This is a genomic window from Leucobacter exalbidus (assembly GCF_017834145.1).
Lineage (GTDB): Bacteria > Actinomycetota > Actinomycetes > Actinomycetales > Microbacteriaceae > Leucobacter > Leucobacter exalbidus.
This window is the reverse complement of sequence record NZ_JAFIDA010000001.1, coordinates 2625377-2645206: the sequence shown is the minus strand read 5'-3', so window position 1 is coordinate 2645206 and position 19830 is coordinate 2625377. Positions and strand designations below refer to the sequence as shown.

At 65.1% G+C, this 19830-nt stretch carries 15 protein-coding genes; 4 read left to right on the top strand and 11 right to left on the bottom strand.

Annotated elements, in window-relative coordinates; translation table 11 throughout:
* Window positions 1–4: 4 nt before the first annotated feature.
* The 6 genes from JOF28_RS11925 to JOF28_RS11900 all read right to left on the bottom strand — a co-directional run bounded on the left by JOF28_RS11925 (window position 5) and on the right by JOF28_RS11900 (window position 8773).
* Entirely contained in the window at window positions 5–283 is a 279-nt protein-coding gene (locus JOF28_RS11925) for a hypothetical protein (RefSeq protein ID WP_209705944.1), read from the bottom strand.
* Window positions 280–3969 carry an AAA family ATPase gene (locus JOF28_RS11920; RefSeq protein WP_245189960.1) on the bottom strand — a complete coding sequence of 1230 codons (3690 nt, stop codon included), beginning with the start codon at window positions 3967–3969 and terminating at the stop codon, window positions 280–282. Before JOF28_RS11920 ends, JOF28_RS11925 begins: the two co-directional genes overlap by 4 nt.
* A gap of 229 nt (window positions 3970–4198) precedes the next feature.
* Window positions 4199–5575: a uracil-xanthine permease family protein gene (locus JOF28_RS11915; RefSeq protein WP_209705943.1), complete on the bottom strand. Its 1377-nt coding sequence runs from the start codon at window positions 5573–5575 to the stop codon at window positions 4199–4201.
* 82 nt (window positions 5576–5657) lie between these two features.
* Window positions 5658–7061, bottom strand: coding sequence for an aldehyde dehydrogenase family protein (locus tag JOF28_RS11910; RefSeq protein ID WP_209705942.1), 1404 nt, complete (start codon window positions 7059–7061; stop codon window positions 5658–5660).
* Window positions 7062–7130: 69 nt separating this feature from the next.
* A complete protein-coding gene (locus JOF28_RS11905; protein WP_245189959.1) occupies window positions 7131–7415 on the bottom strand; it encodes a hypothetical protein in 285 nt (94 codons plus the stop codon).
* 8 nt (window positions 7416–7423) lie between these two features.
* The gene (locus JOF28_RS11900; RefSeq protein ID WP_209705940.1) at window positions 7424–8773 is read right to left on the bottom strand and encodes an inorganic phosphate transporter; all 1350 of its coding nucleotides are present in this window, start codon (window positions 8771–8773) and stop codon (window positions 7424–7426) included.
* Window positions 8774–9040: 267 nt separating this feature from the next.
* Between JOF28_RS11900 and JOF28_RS11895 the strand changes: the two genes are divergently transcribed.
* Window positions 9041–9310, top strand: a complete 270-nt coding sequence (locus JOF28_RS11895) for a mycoredoxin (protein ID WP_209705939.1) — start codon at window positions 9041–9043, stop codon at window positions 9308–9310.
* 108 nt (window positions 9311–9418) lie between these two features.
* Here the strand turns inward: JOF28_RS11895 and JOF28_RS11890 are convergent, their stop codons facing one another.
* The 5 genes from JOF28_RS11890 to manA form a co-directional block, all read right to left on the bottom strand.
* On the bottom strand, window positions 9419–10459 hold the full coding sequence (locus JOF28_RS11890; protein ID WP_209705938.1) for a 6-phosphofructokinase: 1041 nt from the start codon (window positions 10457–10459) through the stop codon (window positions 9419–9421).
* Between the two features lie 268 nt (window positions 10460–10727).
* Complete coding sequence (locus tag JOF28_RS11885; RefSeq protein WP_209705937.1) at window positions 10728–12884, bottom strand: DEAD/DEAH box helicase; 2157 nt, start codon at window positions 12882–12884, stop codon at window positions 10728–10730.
* A gap of 258 nt (window positions 12885–13142) precedes the next feature.
* On the bottom strand, window positions 13143–14099 hold the full coding sequence (locus JOF28_RS11880) for a bifunctional riboflavin kinase/FAD synthetase (protein ID WP_209705936.1): 957 nt from the start codon (window positions 14097–14099) through the stop codon (window positions 13143–13145).
* Entirely contained in the window at window positions 14086–14589 is a 504-nt protein-coding gene (locus JOF28_RS11875) for a hypothetical protein (RefSeq protein WP_342452192.1), read from the bottom strand. Before JOF28_RS11875 ends, JOF28_RS11880 begins: the two co-directional genes overlap by 14 nt.
* A 14-nt stretch (window positions 14590–14603) precedes the next feature.
* A complete protein-coding gene (gene manA, locus JOF28_RS11870; protein ID WP_209705935.1) occupies window positions 14604–15956 on the bottom strand; it encodes a mannose-6-phosphate isomerase, class I in 1353 nt (450 codons plus the stop codon).
* Window positions 15957–16014: 58 nt separating this feature from the next.
* On the opposite strand from manA, the gene JOF28_RS11865 reads away from it, so the two are divergent.
* The 3 genes from JOF28_RS11865 (at window position 16015) to JOF28_RS11855 (ending at window position 19769) form a co-directional block, all read left to right on the top strand.
* Complete coding sequence (locus JOF28_RS11865) at window positions 16015–17400, top strand: O-antigen ligase family protein (RefSeq protein WP_209705934.1); 1386 nt, start codon at window positions 16015–16017, stop codon at window positions 17398–17400.
* A 7-nt stretch (window positions 17401–17407) separates the two neighbouring features.
* Window positions 17408–17764, top strand: a complete 357-nt coding sequence (locus JOF28_RS11860) for a hypothetical protein (protein ID WP_209705933.1) — start codon at window positions 17408–17410, stop codon at window positions 17762–17764.
* A gap of 100 nt (window positions 17765–17864) precedes the next feature.
* On the top strand, window positions 17865–19769 hold the full coding sequence (locus JOF28_RS11855) for a glycosyltransferase (RefSeq protein ID WP_209705932.1): 1905 nt from the start codon (window positions 17865–17867) through the stop codon (window positions 19767–19769).
* The last annotated feature ends 61 nt before the right edge of the window (window positions 19770–19830 follow it).

The window sequence follows — 19830 nt, the reverse complement described above, 5'->3', positions numbered from 1 at the left end:
TCGCCTAGCCCCAGTGCGGCGGCTTGTCTCGCTGCAGTTCTGCGTCGTACGAACTGACCTGTTTCGATGCTGAGGCATCACCCCAGCCCTCGGGTCGGTCTTCGCTCGCGCGTGAGGTGAGGGCGTGCTGCGACGGGCGCGGATCGACGCCCGCGGGCGCCGGCCGCGTCGCACGCCGATTACGGCGCACCACAGGCGTGCCCGGCGCACCAGGAGTACCCGACGTGCCCACTGTGCCCGGCACACCAGGCGTGCCCGGTTCGCAGGTCACTGTGCCGGTCACTGCGCCGCGGGCGTATCGCCCGCAATGGCAGCGGTTTCTTGTGCGTCGCCTGCGGCGGCACCGGCACCGTTGTGCTCGCATCCGACCATGCGGGCGATGCGCTGCGCCGCCCCGTCAGAGTCGCTGAACAGGTCGAAGCTTTGCACCCGGTGGTAGTGCCAGCCGAGGCGCCTGAGCACCGCCGGCCGTAGCCGCAGCGTATCGCGCAGGCTGTCGGAGCCGTCACCCAGGTCGATGTCGATCGCAATCGCGCGTTCCCCGTAGGATGCGGCGATCGGAATCACACCGAGGTAGTCGAGCACCACGTGCATGCCGTACGCCTCGAGGCGGTCGGCGAGCTCACCCAGCATGGGGTCGCGCTGCGCCGGCAGTGCCTGCTCGACGGGCGCCGGGTGTTCGTGGGCCAGCAGTTCGGCCAGATCAACGACGCCGTGCTTGATGCGTGCGGCGTCAAGATCCTTGGGCTTAAAGCAGCTCACAATGGTCATCGCGCGGCGGGCCCGGGTCATCGCGACCGCGAGCAACCGCTCGCCGCCCGGCTTCCCCAAGCCACCAAAGTTCGACAGCACCCGGCCGTGCGGGGTGCGGCCGTAGCCGATCGAGAAGATCACGCGGTCGCGGCTCTGCGCGGTCGCCTGCTCAAGAGTGAGCACCGCGAACGGTTCGGCGCGTTCGCCGAGCAAGAACTCGCGGTACTGCGGAAACTTCGAGAACGCCTGCAGCACGGCCTGGTAGACGCGCACCGCGTGCCGCTCGCTCGCGGTGATCACCATCAGGGATTCGCTCGCGCGGTCGTGGGCGTGCTCGAGGACGAGCTGCACCACCCGCTCCACCTCGGCGTCGGTGCTCTCCACCGCGCCCGTGTGCTTATCGGGCAGACCCTGCCCACCGGGCACAAAATCAAACGTCAGGCTTGACCGGCCGAGGAAGGATCCGGCCCACGGCATTGATTGAATCGCACCGTCGTAGAACCTGGTGTTCACCAGGTGCGTGAGGTCTTCGCCGCCGGCGCGGTAGCTGCGCGTGAGCGTGAGCGTGGGCAGTACCTCGCTGAGTTGCGCGAACGCCGACTGCTCGTGCGCGGGCGCCTCATCAACGGCCGAATCGGTGGGCTCCTCGACGGGACCGACCGCAATCTCAAACGGTGACGGGCTCTGCGTCATGGTGTCGCCAAACGCAATCACCTGGGTCGCGCGCCTAATCGCGCCGAGGTTCTCCACCAGCGTGGTGGCGCCGGCATCAACCAGCAGCACCGTGTCAAACTTCATCGAGTCGGGCAGCAGCGCCACCTCGTACGGCGACATCGCCCACACGGGGGCGAGCGTCGACAGCAGAGTCGGGGCGTGCTGCGCCAGCACCGCGGCCGTGACGTACCGGCTACGCAGCGCCTCACGCATCGCGAGGGCCTCGTGCTTGTGATCGAGCACGGCCACGCGCCACGCATCGGCGAGCGACGCCGCAAGCAGCGTGCCGTTCGCACCGCAGTGCGCATCATCGACGAGCCTGAAGTCAGCTTCAAGGCGTTCGATCACGGTCGTGTTCGCACCAAGCAGTGCCTGGTTCGTCTGTAGCATGCGCTCGAGCGCCGACTGCCACCAGGCAAGTTCGAGCTCGGCCGCGACCTCATCGGCGGGCACGTGCCGCGCCGAGAGGTCATCGAGCAGCGGCTCCAGGTGCGCCTGGCGCATGCGCTCCACAATCGTGGTGCGCTCTTGAATGTTCTGCAGCACCTCTGACTCGCGGGCGAGATCAGAAATGCGCTCGGCGAGGGCGCCCAGGGTGAGGTTCTTCAACCGGTCACGCTCAGACACCGTGCCGAGAATGCGGTCGAGCGCATCAAGATCTTGGTAGGCGGTCTGGTACGCGCTCACGACGTCTGAGATGCCCAGCGGCACCTCGGGGCGGGCGCCCTCGATCGTGCTGTAGCGCTGCCACATCACGCGCTGCTGCTGAATCTGCATCAGGCGCGAGTACATGTCGGTGATGTGCACACCGGGGCGCACCAGCTCGCGGGCGAGCTTGCGCAGACGGCGCTTGTTCGCCGCGGTCATATCGTCAGTGCCGCGGGGAGCGTGCGCTGCGATCACCTCTGCGAGCGAGCGGTCGTGCACGTCGGGGTTAAAGCGGTCGAGGGTGTCGCGCAGCCCCATCAGCAGCCGCAGGTACACCCCGAGCTCGGCGATGGTCTCGTAGGGGCGCATCGACGTCTGGCCGATGAGCTCGTTCGCCATCGAAATCAGGCGCGGCAGCTGCGACTCGGCAAGATCAACCGCGAGCGCATACGCCTTGCGCGCCTCGTCGGTCGTGCCAAAGCTGACGCCGTACCAGGGTGAGTCTTCGGGGCCGTACTGGAACTGGCCGAGGCGCGCGACCTCGGTGAGTGCTTCAGCGGTCGCCGAACGGTCGATCATCAGCTGCGCGAGCGCCTGATCGTTGAGGCGCACCGTCGTCGACGGCGGGTGCTCGGCGAGCGACAACTGCGTGAGTTCACGCAGCGCTTCAATGGGCGACACCCCAAACCGGGGGTCGTCGCTCTTCAGCGCCGATCGGTAATCGACGAGCGCACCGCGCAGGCGGGTGAGCGCAGCGTCGACGTCGCGCAGCTGCTCGCCACGAGCGTTCTCGTTGCGGCTGATCGATTCGACCAGCCCACGGCGCAGGCGACGCGGCGACACCGACAGGCCGGGCAGGCCTGCGCGGGTGAGTCGGTGTGTGATGCCGTCGAGCGTGGCGCGCCGCGGCGACACCACGAGCACGCGCTTGCCCGCACGGGCGAGGCCGCCGATGGCGTTGACCACGGTCTGGGTGCCACCGGTGCCGGGCAGGGTGTGCACGACGAGCGAGTGCCCCGCGGCGATCTGCGCGAGCACATCGTCTTGTTCAGCGTCGGCGTCGTACAGGTACCGGTCGGTATCGGGTGAGCGTTCGTCTGACGGGGCGGGGGTGACGGGGCGAAAGCCCTCGCGCAGTGCCTTGCGCGCGGGTTCGCTGCCGCAGATCGCTGCGAGCAGCTGAGAGTCAAGCATTTTGGCGTCAGACACGAGCAGCTGTGACACGTTGTGGAACGACGACACCACCAGCCTTGGCTGCACCACAAACTCGGGCACCCCGGCGGCCATCTGCCGCAGTCGGTCGATCACCGGTTGCGGCTTGAAGACACCCTCGGACTGCGACAGCTCGATGAGCACGCGTGCGTCAACCGAAATGCCAAACTGCTCGCGCATCACGCGAATCAGTTCTGAGTTCACCACGGGGAACTGCTTGAGCTTCAGCTCGTAGTCGCGCCCGTACCGGCGAATAGCGACGGGACGCAGCAGCACGGGGGCGCAAAACTCTTCGCCCTCGAAGGTCCACTTGGCAATGCCCACACCGAGGTGCACGGTTTCGAGGCCGCGCACGGTGCGCATCTCGATGGCTTTGTCGGTGACGCGGCCTGCCGCGAACTTGGCGTGCCGCAGCGCGAGGTCGTCGCGGATCAGCGCCGACAACAAAATTTTATTGCCCGTGATGAACTGGGGCAGACCACCCGGGTGAGTCGAAGACAGCTCGATGCGGTTTGCAGGCCGATCATCGAAGTGCAGCAGCGGGTTGCGCCCGCCGACGCGGGCGAGCTCGGCACGCCACTGGGCGTGCTCGTCGGCGTAGGCATCGACGAGCGATACCGGGCCGGTCAGTTCTGCTGCCAAGTCAGGCTCTGGTTCTTTTGGTTGCGGCGCACGCGCCAACGCACCCTCATTCGCAGGGATGAGCTGCTCTGTTTCTTGGCTCGTTACCTCGTTTGAAGCGCCGCGAACCTCGCGACCCTGTTCTGGTCGCCGACGCCGATCTACACTCCACACATCGCCACCCTAAACGCCCCAGCCGTGAATCGCCGCAACGTGTGCGGAGTTTCGCGGCCGGGGCGGCAAAAAGTGATTACCGAATGTTGGTCTGTGCCGTCACTACGGGGTCGGCAACTTCAACCTCGGCGCCGCCACGCAGCTTCTGCAGGCCCTTCATTACGTGGTAGACGGCGATCGCAGACATCGAGCCGAGCGCGATGCCGTTGAAGACCACGTTGCCGATCTGCAGGCTGAAATCGGCGATGCCCACGATCAGCGGAATGGCGGCCGCGAACTGGTTGATCGGCTTCGAGAAATCGACCTTGTTATCGAGCCAGATCTTCACACCGATGAGGGCGATCAGGCCGTAGAGTGCGACAGTCACGCCGCCAAGCACGCCGGCGGGCACCGAGAAGATCAACGCGCCCACCTTGGGCGAGAAGCCGAGCAGCATCGCGAGGATACCCGCGACCCAGTAGGCCGCGGTCGAGTAGACACGGGTAGCGGCCATCACGCCGATGTTCTCGCCGTACGTGGTGGTGGCCGAGCCGCCGCCGAAGCCGGCCAGAATCGTGGCTGCGCCGTCGGCGAGCAGGGCGCGGCCCGTGACAGGGTCGAGGTCGCGGTTGATCATCAGGCCGACGCTCTTCACGTGGCCGACGTTCTCGGCGATCAGCACGAGCACGACGGGCAAGAACGCTGGCAGAATGCCCCACAGCGAGGGGTCTGCAAACGGGTTAGCGGGCAGGTGGAAATCGGGCAGGCCCACCCAGGCCGCTTCGCCGACCGCGTCAAAGTTGACGATACCCATGAGCGCCGCCGAGATGTAGCCCACGACCATGCCGAGCACGATTGAGAGGCGGCCCAAGATACCGCGGAACAGCACCGTGATGAGCAGCACCGAGCCGATCGTGATGAGCGCCGCCGTTGAGTGCAGCCCCTGGTTCACGTCGGGGTTGTTGGCCGGGTCACCGAGCCAGTTGTTCTTCACCGCGGGGGCCAGGTTCAGGCCGATCAGCGCGACGATGGCACCCATCACCACGGGCGGCATCATGGCGTTGATCCAGCCGGTACCAAACCGCTGCACCACGATACCGACGATCGCCATCAGCACACCCATGGCGAGGATGCCGAAGGAGGCGCGGGCGAGGCCGCCGGGTTCACCGTATTCGAAGCCGGCGGTCGCCACGGCGATCGGCGCGAGGAACGCGAACGATGAGCCCAGGTAGCTGGGCAGGCGGTTGCCCGTCAGCACCAAGAACAGCAGCGTGCCCAAGCCCGAGAAGAAGAGCGTGGCGGTGGGCGGAAACCCGGTGATGAGCGGCACGAGGAAGGTCGCACCAAACATCGCCACCACGTGCTGCGCGCCGAACCCGATGGTGCGGCCCCAACTCAGCCGTTCCTCTGGCAGTACGATCGCGTCAGGCGCGACAGTGCGGCCATCTCCATGCGGGGTCCACGGCAACGTCATTAGAGCTCCTTCAGTGCGCTATTCAAATATGCGTGGGGCGTCGTCGCCCACACCAATCGATAATTCTAGCGCCCTCAAGCCGTCACATCAGTTTGGGAAGCCAGCGCGTGATCAATCGTGATTTTGCGCGGGTGTACGGCGGCATCACGGTCGCGGCGAGGGTGTCGGGGCGCAGCGGCTTCGTGAGCACCGCTTTCTCGTGGCTGAAGGTAAGAAATGATCGTTCACCGTGATAGGCGCCCGTACCGCTCGCGCCCACCCCGCCAAAGGGCAGGTCGGTGACCGACAGGTGCAATACGGGCGCCCCAAGACCGAGCGCACCCGAGCTGGTTTCGCGCTCCCACCGGCGGCGCACCGACGCGTCGTCACTAAATACGTACGCTGCGAGCGGTTTGTCGCGTGCGGTCACAAACGCGAGCGCGGCATCGAGCGAATCGACCGCGATGAGCGGCAGGATCGGGCCGAAGATCTCATCGCGCATCACAGCGGCTTCGGGGTCGACGTCGGCGAGCACCGTGGGCGAGATGTGCCGCGCGTCGGCATCGTAGTCGCCGCCCGTGACGATGCGCCCGTCTGCCAGGTAGCTCACGAGCCTGCCAAAGTTGGCGTCATTGATGATGCGCCCGTAGTCGGGGTTGTCTTTTGTTGCGCTGCCGTAGAGCTCGTGAATGGCCGCGGTGAGGTGAGGTGCGAGCTCGGCGAGCGTATCGGCGTCGCCCAGCACGTAATCGGGGGCGACGCAGGTCTGCCCCGCGTTCATGAATTTGCCCCACACGATACGTTTCGCAGCGTCTGCGAGCGGCACGGTGCGATCAACGTAGGCGGGTGATTTACCCCCGAGTTCGAGGGTGATCGGGGTGAGGTGCTCGGCGGCTGCGCGCGCAACAATGCGCCCCACCTTGCCGCTGCCGGTGTAAAAGATGTGGTCGAACTTTTCGCTCAGCAGCGCGGTCGTCGTCTCGACCGCCCCTTCGACCACGGCGATCGCACGCCGGTCGAGGGCTTCGGGCAGCAACCGCGCAAGCAGCGCTGAGGTGGCTGGCGCCAGTTCGCTCGGCTTCACGATCACGGCGTTACCCGCGGCAATCGCGCCGACGAGCGGCGACAGCGCGAGCATCAGCGGGTAATTCCACGGCGTGATGATGAGCGCGAGCCCGAGCGGCTCAGGCACGATCTTGGCCGTGGCCGGCACCAGCGCGAGCGGAGTATCTACGCGCTTAGCGCGCATCCATTTACGCAGCTGGCTGAGCGTGTGACCGATCTCGGCAACCACAAAGCCGATCTCGGTGACCTGCGCTTCGGCGGCTGATTTGCCGAGGTCTTGCTGCAGCGCGCGCTCGAAATCGGCGCCGCGCTCCAGCAAGAGATCACGCAGGTGGATGAGCTGGGTTCTGCGCCACGACTCTGGCCTGGTAATCCCCTGCTCAAAGCCGTGCCGCAGCCCGGCCACAATTTTAGTGACCTGATGTGCTGATGCGGCGTTCATATCCACACCCTACTTGAGCGAGCCGAGTTCGTCGTGGCCTGAGGCGCACGACGAATGATCCGGATCTCGCTACCAGGGGTGCAGCGCAGGAATAATCAGGAAGATTCCCACGGCCGCGACAATCACTGACAGTGCGAAGAACAGGCGCGCGCAGAACGTAGCCCACGCGGGGCGCTCGGCCTCTTCGATGTCGTCATCTTCGTCATCACGCGGCGCGCCCACCGGCTCGAGCGTGCCGTCAGCACGCCGGGCCGGGGCCGCGGGAGTCGCGAGGAAACGAATGCCGAGGGAGTACAGTGCGACCACAAACACGGCCGAACCGAGCGAGACCACGAATACCGTGACGAATGCCATCCAGTCGATCATCGTGCGTCCCCCGACTTCTTGCCCTTACCGTTTTTCTTGCGTGCTGCACGCTCGGCCTTTTCGGCAGCTCGTACCGCGCGTTCTGCGGCCTTGCGGGCCTCGCGCGCTGCACGGTCGTCTCGCACGGCAGACTGCTCAACGGGTGACAGTGACTGCACCGAACCGGTCGGCGTCGTCTCTGCCTTGACTGTGCCCTTGCGAATACGCACGGCGTAGCCAGACTCGGCAACGTCGGGCGAGGGAATCGCGTTATCGTGATCCACCTTGTTGCGGTTTGAGCGCCAGAAGATGAACAAGATGACGCCGAACCCAATCACCGCGTCGATGATGATGCCGACCGGGCCGATGTGCGCGATAACCGCAGCCAGCGCGCCTACCGCGCCAGCGGCGGGCAGCGTGAACAGCCAGCCCGAGGCGATGCGGCCGACGGTACGCCAGCGCACCGTTGATCCGCGGCGGCCGAGGCCTGAGCCGATGACCGAGCCCGAGGCGACCTGCGTTGTTGAGAGCGCGAAGCCGAGGTGCGTCGAGGCGAGGATCGTTGCGGCGGTGCTCGTCTCAGCGGCAAAGCCCTGAGCGGGCTTCACCTGCGTGAGACCCGCACCCATCGTGCGAATGATGCGCCAGCCGCCCGAGTAGGTGCCCAGGGCGATTGCAAGCGCACAGGTGACGACGACCCAGATGTGCGGGCCAGTGTCTGGATCCTGCAGGTTCGCAGCGACGAGCGTCAGCGTGATGACACCCATCGTTTTCTGGGCGTCGTTCGTGCCGTGTGCGAGGGCGATCAGCGATGACGAAGCGATCTGGGCGTAGCGGTAGCGACCGCGGCCGTCTTTCTTGCCGTCGTTGCGTCGCGTAATCGCGTAGGCCACCTTGGTGGCGATGAACGCCACGATGCCGGCGGTGAGCGGAGCAGCCAGCGCGGGGATGAGCACCTTCGAGAGGAGACCCGCGCCGTTAATTGCTTCGAAGCCTGCACCGACCACAGCGGCGCCAATCAGGCCACCAAAGAGTGCGTGTGAGGAGCTCGACGGCAAACCGTAGAGCCAGGTAACCAAGTTCCAGACCACAGCACCGAGGAGACCAGCGAAGATCATCTCTGGCGAGATGAGCACCCCGCCTTCACCCTCGTTGATGATGCCGCCCGAAATAGTTTTGGCAACCTCTGTAGAGAGGAAGGCTCCGACTAGGTTCAGACACGCGGCAAGAATCACCGCGGTCTTGGGCTTCAGCGCACCGGTCGCGATGGGGGTAGCCATCGCATTCGCGGTGTCATGGAAACCGTTAGTGAAGTCGAAGAAGAGAGCCAGTACGATGACCAGCAGCACGATGAGAGTGAGTTCCACCGGCGTCTTTCGTTAGGTATTTGGTTCCTGGGGACACCCCGCGAAGTCATCTAAACTTCACCGTTTGTTGAGGCAGTCGAAAGACCCGCGTGCGCCACACTTATGGTTCCACCAGAACGGTGTGAGGTCAAGCCAGGCTTTGCGTGTTCACCCTCCGTTCACCTGAAAGCAGCATTCATGCGCTATGGGGTGCCTGTCAGCCGGAATTATTCGGGGTGGGAGCAGGTTGCACAATCTAGACTGAAATAAACACCTTAAGGAGCTTCAATGAGCACTGTTGCAGAATTTACGCCCGCCGCCGGAACCATCACCATGTTTTCGACCGAGTGGTGCGGCTACTGCAAGCGCCTCAAGCTCATGCTCGATAAGACCGGTATCGGGTACACGATCGTTGATATCGAGCAGACGCCGGGTACGCCCGAGCTCGTCGGCGAGATCAACGGCGGCAACCAGGTGGTGCCGACCGTGATTTACCCCGACGGCACGACGGCCACGAACCCGAGCATTAACGATGTGAAGGCTGCGCTCGGTATCTAACGCAGGCATCGCTGGGAATAATAGTTCGGCCCGGGGCGTACACACGCCCCGGGCCGAACTATTGCTACGTCTGGTGAACCGAAGTTCAGTGCTATCCGACGTTCAGGGTTAGCCGAAGTTCAGGCGCACTTCTTCGTAGCGGGCCACGGGCACCGTCTTGAGCCGGCCCACCGCTTCTTCGAGCGGCACCATTTCGACGCGGTCCCCCTTGAGCGCCGCCATTGTGCCCCACTGCCCCGAGCGGGCGGCGTCGGCCGCGGCCATACCGGTGCGCGTGGCGAGCACCCGGTCGAATGCGGTGGGTGAGCCACCGCGCTGCACATGCCCGAGCACCGTCGCCCGGGTTTCAATGCCGGTGTGCTGCTCGATCAGAGGTGCAAGAGTTTCTGCGACGCCGCCCAGCCTGGGGCGTCCGTACCCGTCGAGGCCGTCGCGCACCACCGATTCGCCGCCCTTGAGCTTGAATCCCTCGGCCACCACCACGAGCGACGAACGTCCGCGGTCGCGCACGCTGAGTACCCACTCGCTCACCTGCTCGATGGACTCGGGGCGCTCGGGAATCAGCGAGACCTGTGCGCCGCCGGCCATGCCGGCGTGCAGTGCGATCCAGCCCGCGTCGCGTCCCATCACCTCGAGCACCATGCAGCGACGGTGTGAGTCACCGGTGGTGCGAAGCCGGTCAATGGCTTCGGCCGCAATCGAGACCGCGGTGTCGAACCCAAACGTGAAGTCGGTGCCGCTCAAGTCATTGTCGATGGTTTTAGGGAGCCCGATGACCGGGATCCCCCCGCCTGACAGAATCTGTGCCACGGTCTGGGTGCCGTTGCCCCCGATGAGCATAAAGGCGTCGATGCCGTACTGCTCCATTTTGGCTTCAATCGGGGCGAGACCCGCTTCTACGTCATCACCGATCGGCGCTTCGAAGGGAGGTACCCGGCTGGTACCGAGCACCACTCCCCCGAGCGGCGAGAGCCCGCGCACGGCCGTGCGGTCGAGCTCGATGAGGTCACCCTCGTGAAAGCCTCGCCAGCCGTCCATAAAGCCGACCATCTCAAAGCCGTGTACATCGACGCCGCGCAGCACCGCGCCGCGAATCGCAGCGTTCATGCCGGGGCTGTCGCCACCTGAACAAAGCACACCTATGCGCATGTTTCTCCTCATTCGACGCCCGCCTGGCGCGGGCCACAATGCCTCAAGCTCCATGCTATCGGTGGCAGCTATACGATGCGTGAGTGGTAATACTGCCAGGTTTCGCACGGGTTGTGCCTGCGCGTTAATTCAGGCCTGCTTCGCACCCGTTTTGCGCACAAAAAATGGCCGCGGCAGCCAGTTCCCGTAATGGGAACCGGCTGCCACGGCCTTCATTTCAGCGCGGGGCGTTGCCCCTAGGCGTTGAGCCTAAACGTTGCGCCCAGTACTACGCGGCGGCAAGCGCGCGACGCAGTACCTGCATCAGCGCGAGCAGCTGCACGGGGTCAGCATCCTCTTCGCGTGCGGGGCCGCCGTCGAGGGCGCGGGCGGCGAGGCCGGCCTTGCCGTCGATGAGCTCGGCAATGCGCGCGTCAATGGTCTGGGCGGCGACGATACGCCACGCAGTGACGGGTTCTTCCTGCCCGATGCGGTGCACGCGGTCGATCGCCTGCGTCTGCTCGGCGTCGGTCCACGACAGCTCGGCCAGCACCACGTTTGAGGCGGCCTGCAGGTTCACGCCCACACCGGCGGCGGTCAGCGAGCACACCGCCACCGAAACCTCGGGGTCAGTGTTGAACAGGTCGATCTGTTCTTGCCGGAACACGGCGGTCTGATCGCCACGAATCGACACGGTGCGCAGGCCAGCCTCGGCCAGCTGCGTTTCCACCTTGTCCATGACGTCGACGTGCTTGGCAAAGAACACGACCTTGCCCACCGAGCGCACGAGCTGAGCCGCGTAATCGGCGGCGAGGCCGGCCTTCGCCTGACCGATCTGGCGCACCATCGTGAACACGTTGAGGCCGTCGGCCGACGCGTTCGACTCTTCGAGTTCTTGCAGGCACACCATGCGAATGATGGCGTCGTCAGAGAGCTTCAGCCCGAGCTTGCCGTTCTTCACCGTGGTGAAGCGAGATACGAGCTTGTCGGCGAGCTTGCGCTCAGCCTCGATGATGCCTCGGCCCATGTCGTCGTCGAGCTCAACGGGCAGATCAACCACGCGCTTGGCGGGCAGGTCCTTCGCAACATCGAGCTTGCGACGGCGCACGATGCCCATGTCGATGACGCTCTGACGCGCTTCGGGGTAGAACGACGTGTTGGCCGGGGTCCAGCCGTTGTGCTCCAGCTTGGCCATAAGCTCGGCGCCGGGCTTATCGCCGTCGGTCCAGCCCAAGAACCGCCAAATGGCGCGGAAATCATCAATGTCGTTGATCAGCGGGGTGCCCGTCAGTGCGACCATCAGCGGCGAGGTGCCCGGGGTGCGCTCACGAATACGATCAGCGATCGCGAGCACGTTGCGTGACCGCTGCGAGCTCGTGTTCTTGATCATGTGGGCTTCGTCAACGACCATGCCCTTGAAACCGAAGTCTGAGATCCAGCTCAGGTGGCGGTCAAGAATTTCGTAGTTGATCACGAACACATCGGCAAACGCATCGATCTCGGCGCCATCACCGTGCACGACGGTCACTCGGCGACCCGGCGTCCAGCGCTCAACCTCGCGCGCCCAGTTCATCTTGACGACATTGGGCACGACCACGAGCAGCGGGTACGCCTCTGCCACCGAAGCGGCGATGACCGACTGCGCTGTTTTGCCCAGGCCAGGCTCATCAGCCAGCAAGAAGCTGCGGTGGCCGTCGCGCACACTCGCCAAGAACTTCGCCTGGTGGGGCATCAGTTCGCGGCCTACCGGGGCCAAGCGATCGGGCACGGGCGGCTCGGGCAGCGGCATGCATGCCGAACCGCCGCCGCCCTGTTCAAAGGACTTCAGCAGCGGCGACAGCAGCTCCCAGTTCGCGAGTCGTACCACGGGGGTCGGCTGCGTGGGCGGTGCCAGGTTGGGCTGCAGGAAGGGGCTGGCCAGCTTGCGGGCGACGATGCCCGCGGGCTCCACCTGACGCTCTGCCAGCTCGGGCGGCACAACCACCTGTCGCGTCGCCGTCACAGCTGAGACCGTCGCGGGCTCGAGTTCGGGCAGTTCGATGCCGGCCTGGCCGATCATCTTGCGCTTGAGCAGACGCGTCGCCTCGGTGATCGGGGCGGTGGGCTCGAGCAGCGTAATGAGGCTCGTGTCACGCGCAGCGGTCTTGGCGAGGATGGCGGCTACGCCGTCGAGGCGCTTCAGCGTCTCAGTGCGTTCGGCGTCGCTCACGCCCTCTTCGGTTTTTACCCTGGCGCGCTCTTCGCGCATCAACAGGGCGATGACGTGAAACTTGGTGCGGTTCGCAGGGGTCGCCTTGCCGCGCTGTACCGAAGCTTCAACTTCGCGCACGGCTCGGGCCAAGAGCGGAATGATGCCCTCGTTGTGGGTCTGCTTGCGGCGTCCGTTGCTACGCGACTTTGATCCGCCCCGTGGGCCGGCCTTGCGCGTGGAAGAATTGCTTGCCAATGGAACTCCTGATCGGCGTGATGCGGTCTCGGCATGCGACCGAGGCGCGGGCGGCTGGGCGAGCATCTGGCCAGACATCGCGTGCAAGATCTCATGGCACGCGGGGCTCGTGACGCACTCGTCACCGGCAACCGTGTGTCCAGTCTAACACCGGGGGCTTCACAGTCAGACACCCCTGGCCCAGGTTTTGTGAATGACCGCTGCGCAGCTGCGCACAGAATTCAGCGGTGTGCCCCGAGCGCAGCAGACTTCAGGTCTTTAGTCACCAGCGAGCAGCACGCGTGCACGTGCCACATCGTCGTGCATCTGATCGATCAACGCGACGAGCGATTCAAACTTCACCATGCCGCGCAACCGGTGCGCGAAATGCACCTCCATGGCCTGACCGTAGAGGTCGCCCTCGAAGTCAAGAATGAAGGCTTCAACGCGTGACTGCTCGTTGGGGGTGAAGGTGGGGTTATTCCCCACCGAGATCGCGGCTTCACGGCGCACCCCGTCAATGACGACCCAGCCCGAGTACACGCCGTCGGCGGGCACAAATCCTTCGAGGTTGCCGCCGAGGTTGGCCGTCGGAAACCCGAGCTCACGCCCGCGCGCATCACCGTGCACGACCTCGCCGCGCACCACGGCGGCCCGGCCCAGCATGCGCTGCGCTGCTTCAACATCTCCGACCGCGAGGGCCTCTCGTACACGCGAAGATGACATTTGTTCTCCCTCGTTGTCTTCGACCCACTCGACCAGCTCAGCACGAAACCCGAGCTCGGCACCGAGCTGTTCAAGTAACGCGCCGTCACCGGCACCGCGGTGACCGAAACGAAAATCAGCGCCCATGACGATGTGCCGTGCACGCAATTTCTCCACCAGCACGTCAGCCACAAAATCGTGGGCCGGAATGCTCGCAAGCTTCTCATCAAACTCGAGCATCACGCAGACATCCACCCCGGCGTCAGCAAAAGCGGCGAGCCGCTGCGCTTTGCTCATGAGTGGGTGCGGGCAGTGCGCCGGGTTGAGATAGCTCAGCGGGTTATTGGCGAACGTCAGCACGACGGTGCGGCTGCGTTCCCCCTGCTCGGCGTCACACGTGGCCGCGCGCTCGAGCTGCTGCAAAATCGCTTGGTGCCCCCGGTGCAGGCCATCAAACTTACCGACGGCGACACAGCTGCCTGTCGCAAAGACCGCGGGGTCAAGCGCATCCAGCGATTCAAAGACCAGCATCGGCGTCTCCCTGCGTGGGCGTGGAGTGCTGAGCAGCAGCAACACCGGCAGCAGCACGAGTAGCACGCGCGTCACCGCGCAGCCACAGCAGCCCGAGGATGGGCAGCACGAGCGGAATGAAAATGTATCCCTGGCCGAAGTTGGACCACACCGACGGATGCCCAAACAGCTGCGGTGCCACGAGGCTCAGCACGCCAACCACGAGCACACCGCACAGTTCAAACGTCAGCGCGATCCAGGCGATCGGCCGCCACACCCCGCGACGACGAATCAGCGCCACCGTCGCAAGCACGTACACGACTGCGGCGAGCGCCGACAGCGAGTACGCGAGGGGCGCCTCGTCGAACTTCGAGATGATCTGGTAGATCGACCTGAAGCTGGCGGCAAGGGCGAGCACGATGTAGAACACGATGAGTACGCGGCCGAGCCCGCCGAGGCGACCGGTCTGAGCTGGCTTACCTGATGGGCGCGCGGGATCACGCTGCTTCACGAACGACACGAGGTTCAGCTTACCCGCGGTGGCTGCAGATCAATTCCACCGACGGTGGCGAGAAACACTTCGCCGTGCCCGGTGAGGTTGATGGGGGCGCCCGCTGACACATACAGTGACTGGCCGCGGCGGGCTGCGGCAACCTCGGCGACCCGGGCCTCAGGTTCGCCAGCCTCGAGGCCGTGGTCTGCGGCGTCTGCGCGTTCGATGCGAATGCGCCCGCGGGTGACCATGAGCACGGCGGGCTGCGGCAGGTGGATGGTGACGGCGCGGGCTTCACCCTCATACCTGACGGGGATGACCTGGCCGCCGGTGTCTTCTTCGGGATCGCACAGGCGGGCACGCACGAGCTGAAAGTCGTCGATAGCGGGCTGCCAGGCGTCGAGCCCCGGGGCGAGGCGGCTGGGGTGACAGCGGGGTTCTTCGAGCTCTGCGGGGTCGAGAATGCGGGTGAGCTCGGCAACGTCGATGTGTTTCTCGGTGAGGCCCGCGCGCAACACATTGTCTGAAGCAGCCATCACCTCGACAGCGATCCCCCCGAGGTAGGCGTGCAGCTGCCGCGCCCCCAGGTAGATCGACTCCCCCGGCTGCAACAGCACGTGGTGCAGCAGCAGGGCGACAAGCACGCCCGGGTCACCCGGGTTCGTGCGGATCAGGGCGCGCAGGGCCCGATCTCGCGGGGTGGGTTCTTGATCCGGATCATGCGTGCCTCGCGCCGCAAGCGACGCGAGGGCCTTAAGCGCGCTCGCCACTGCGGGATCGGGGCTAAACACCCAGGCCAGAAATGCGCGGCGCAGATCGTCGTCGCGGGTGTGGGTGGCGTTGGGACAGATGTGGTTCGCGACCGTCTGCAGCGCTGCGGCGCCCTGCATGTCACCGGCTTGGGTGGCCGCGTGCACATACCGGCTGAGGTCATCGCGCGCGGCAACGAGGGATCTGAACCCAGACAGGGCGCTCACCTCGCTGAGCGCGACCAGCAGCTCAGGTTTGTGATTGGCATCACCGTAATTGCGTTCGCGGGCATCGCGCGGCACGCCCGCAGCCTCTTCGGCAGCGAAGCCCGCCTGCGCCTGCGCCAGATCGGGGTGCACCTGCAGCGAGAGCGGCGCCCCAATCGCAAGCACCTTCAGCAGGAACGGCAGCGGGCCGCCATTCACGCCGTAGCGTGCGGGGTCAGCCTCCACCAGATCAATCACAGTGTGCGGTGCGGGCGTCGCCTTCGCGATGTGCGCCGGGCTTCCCGGGTGCGTACCCAACCAGAGTTCGGCCTGCGGCAACCCGTTGGGGAGCGTGCCGAGCATCTCGGGGAGCGCGTCAGTCGAGCCCCACGCATAACTGCGCGGGGTGTTCTCGATGAAGATCAGCACACCACTCCTTCACGACTACATCAGGGCTCAGCACGAAGCATGCTCTACCATACCGACTATGGCCCAGAGCAAGACCCGACTCGGCGTGAGCGCTTATGCGATCTGCGCTTTTGTATTTGTGCTCGGAAGTAACGGAGTGCGTAATTTGCTCGGCTGGCCCGGGTTTCTCGCGCTTGCCGTAGTCCTCACGGTGTTTGGCATCGTGATCTTCGTGCGCGAAAAACCGGCCCGGTTCAGGTGGTACCGACTGCCCTCACCGCTGTACTGGTTCTTAGGGCTCGCCGTACTGTCGATTATTTGGTCACAGTACCGATTCGAGACGCTGCTGGGCGTCATCGCGCAGCTCGCCACCACGCTGCTCGCGGTCGTGCTCGCCTTCGTGCTCACCTGGCAGGAAGTGCTGCGCACCCTCAGCACGGCACTGCGCTACCTGCTCGGCCTCTCCCTCGTGTTTGAACTGTTCGTGTCACTGGTCATCAAACACCCGTTGATGCCACTGTGGATGGAAAAGCCCGAGGGCAAAACCCCCAAGCTGCTGTACTGGAGCCGCGACCTACTCTTCACCGGCGGCCCCATTCAGGGACTCGTCGCAAGCTCGGTGCTGCTCGGCTTCATCGCCCTGATCGGCCTGATCGTGTTCGGCATTCAACTGCGCGCCGGCCTCGTACGCCCCGTCACCGGCTGGCTGTGGGTGGCCGTCGCCTTCGGCACCATTCTGCTCACCCGCGGCGCGACCGTGTGGGTGGCGCTCGCCGCATGCGCGGCCGGCCTCGCCCTCGCATTGTGGGCGAGGCGGCTGCGGCCCGAGCGCCGGGTACCGCTCTACATCACCGCGATCAGCCTGATTGCGGCGGGTATCGCCGTTACCCTGTTTGCCCGCGACTTCGTGTTTGGGCTGCTCGGTAAGAGCGGCGACCTCACCGGCCGCGTCGACACCTGGACCAAGGTCATCGGGCTCGCCGAAGATCGCCCCTGGTTTGGCTGGGGTTGGGTGAGCTACTGGCCGTTTTGGACCGAGCCGTTCACCTCCCTCGATCGGAAGGCTGGCCTGCAGGTGATGAGCGCGCACAACGCGTGGCTCGATGTCTGGCTGCAGCTGGGCATCGTCGGTGTGCTCGTGTTCTTGCCACTCGTCGCCCTCACCGTGTGGCGCGTGTGGTTTCGGGCCGTCGACCCGCCCCGCCGCGGCTTTGGCCCGGCACTCCCCTACGCCACGAGTGCACTGTGGCCCTATCTCGTGATGATCGCGCTCATTGTGCAGTCGTTCACCGAGAGCCGACTGCTGCTCGAAGGAAACTGGGTGCTGCTCGTACTCATTGCCGTAAAATCACGCTACGATTTTCAGCTCCCCTCTCTCGACGCCGAACCCAAAAAGCTCGCCTGGCGCCGGGTGCCCATTCCGCGCGACACCGGCGTGATTACGCTCAAAGAAACCCAGAGGTAACCCCATCATGGAGAGCTCGAGCGACCAACTCGCCACCCTGCGCGCCTACGCCAGGCTCGAACGTGAAACCGCCATGGAATCACTGGTGCGCGGCGGGCAAGACCCGGCCACCGCGTCTGAAGAAGTCCCCGAGATTGACGAGCTGGTGGTGTACTCGCTGCGCGAGGATCGACTCGAAGAGCTCGGGCTACTCGCCCAGTACTCGCTCGCCCGTCTGACCGCCCGCGCGGGCGGCCCCGATGCCGACGCCCACACCCGTAACGCCGACCGGGTCGAGTTTCAGATTCTGCGCGAAATCGCCGCCAAGTTTCCCGAGCTCACCGTCGCCGTGTGGCGTGCGGGCGACCGGCTCGAAATCTCGTAGTGCAGATGCGGCCGGATCAAGCCAGATCAGGCCGCACTCGGCGGCACGCCAGTAGAATAGCCAAATTGCCCTTGTCAGCCGCTAGAGAGGCGCGCGCTATATGCCGACCACCCTGCAAAACGTTGTATTTCCGATCAACAAGGATCCCGATGTGCTGCCGCTGTACGCAGACGCCGAGGTCTGGTCCAAGATCGGCGACAAGCAGGTACGCCTGAGTCAGAACGCGCACATCGACAATGTCCTGTCGCGTTCGAGCAGCCGGGTTCGTGCCGGCCAGCGCGTGTCTTTCGCCAGCTATTTCAACGCGTTTCCTGCCGCCTACTGGCAGCGCTGGACCGTCGTTAACGCGGTGCGCCTGACGCTGCGCACCCAGGGCCCCGGCACCGTCATTGTGTACCGCTCGAACGCGAGCGGCGTGCAGCAGCGCGTCGACTCCCGCGAGGTCTCAGGCAGCGCCGAGCACGTCTTCGATCTGCCCCTCAGCATGTTTAGCGACGGTGGCTGGTACTGGTTCGACCTGATCGCCAGCACCGATGATCTCGTGCTCGAAAGCGGTGCGTGGACCACCGACGCGACCCCGGTGCAGACCGGCAAGCTCAGCCTCGGCATGACCACCTACAATAAGCCCGACTACTGCGTCTCAACGCTCGAGAACGTGGCCGCTGACCCGGCGCTGCTCGAAGGCATCGACCGCATTTTCTTGGTCGACCAGGGCACGCAGAAGGTGCGCGACCAGGCGGGCTTCACCGAGGTGGCCGCGCACTTGGGCGAGAAGCTGCAGCTCATCGAACAGGGCAACCTGGGCGGCTCAGGCGGTTTCTCGCGGTCGATGGCCGAAACGCTTGAGCGCGAAGACTCAGATTTCTTGATGCTACTCGATGACGACGTCGAATTTGAGACCGAGAGCGCACTGCGCGGCCTCCAGTTTGGCCGCTTCAACAGCGAACCCGTGATCGTTGGCGGGCACATGTTCGACCTTCTCGATAAGCCCGTGGTGCATGCCTGGGCCGAGGTCGTACGCCCCGAGCCGTTCATGTGGGGCCCTTCGTTTGAGGAGCAGCACCGCCACGACTTCCGCAAGCAGAACCTGCGCCAGACGAAGTGGATGCACGCCCGCCTCGATGCCGATTACAACGGCTGGTGGATGTGCATGATCCCGAAGAAGATCATCGCCGAGATCGGCCTGTCGCTGCCCGTGTTCATCAAGTGGGATGACGCCGAGTATGGCCTGCGCGCCCGCGCCGCCGGCTACCGCACGGTCTCGATGCCCGGTGTGGCACTGTGGCACGTGTCGTGGCTTGATAAGGACGACTCACAAGACTGGCAGGCGTTCTTCCACACCCGCAACCGCATCGTCGCTGGTCTCTTGCACTCTGACCGCCCGCACGGCGGCAAGCTGATCCAAAACAGCGGCCGACAAGACATTAAGAAGCTGCTGAACATGCAGTACTACGCGACCGAGCTCGCCGTCGAGGGCATGCGCTCGGTGTTGCGCGGCCCGCACGAGCTACACAAGTCGATCTCGAAGGATATGCCAGCGGCACGTGCCCGCGCCGCTGACTACCCCGAGACCCGCGTGTACAAGCCGCACGATGAGCACACGCCGGTCGCCATCGGTGGTCGCGCACTGCCCTCGCTCGAAGAGTCGCTCGAGTCTCCCAAGGGACTGAGGCTCGCCTTGTTCACGCTGCGCATGGTGCCCAAGCACTGGCGCCGTGCGAGCGCTGAGGCCGAGATGCGGGCGCCCGAGCTTGAGTACGCGAAGCGCGACGCCGCGTGGTGGCAGATTCCGCACCACTCCAGCGTGATTGTCGGCGCCGCCGACGGCAGCGGCAAGATGTGGTACCGCCACGACCGCGTCAAGTTCCGTCGCCTGCTGCGCGAATCACGCGCGCTCAGCCGCCGCATCGAAAAGAACTGGGATCGTCTGGCCGCCGAGTACCGCGCGGCACTCCCCCAGATCACCTCGGTCGAAGAGTGGAAGAAGACCTTCGAGGGCCGCTAGGCAATCGAGCGCGATCTCACCTCGCACACCATAACGCACAACCGCGGCTTCCTCATCTGAG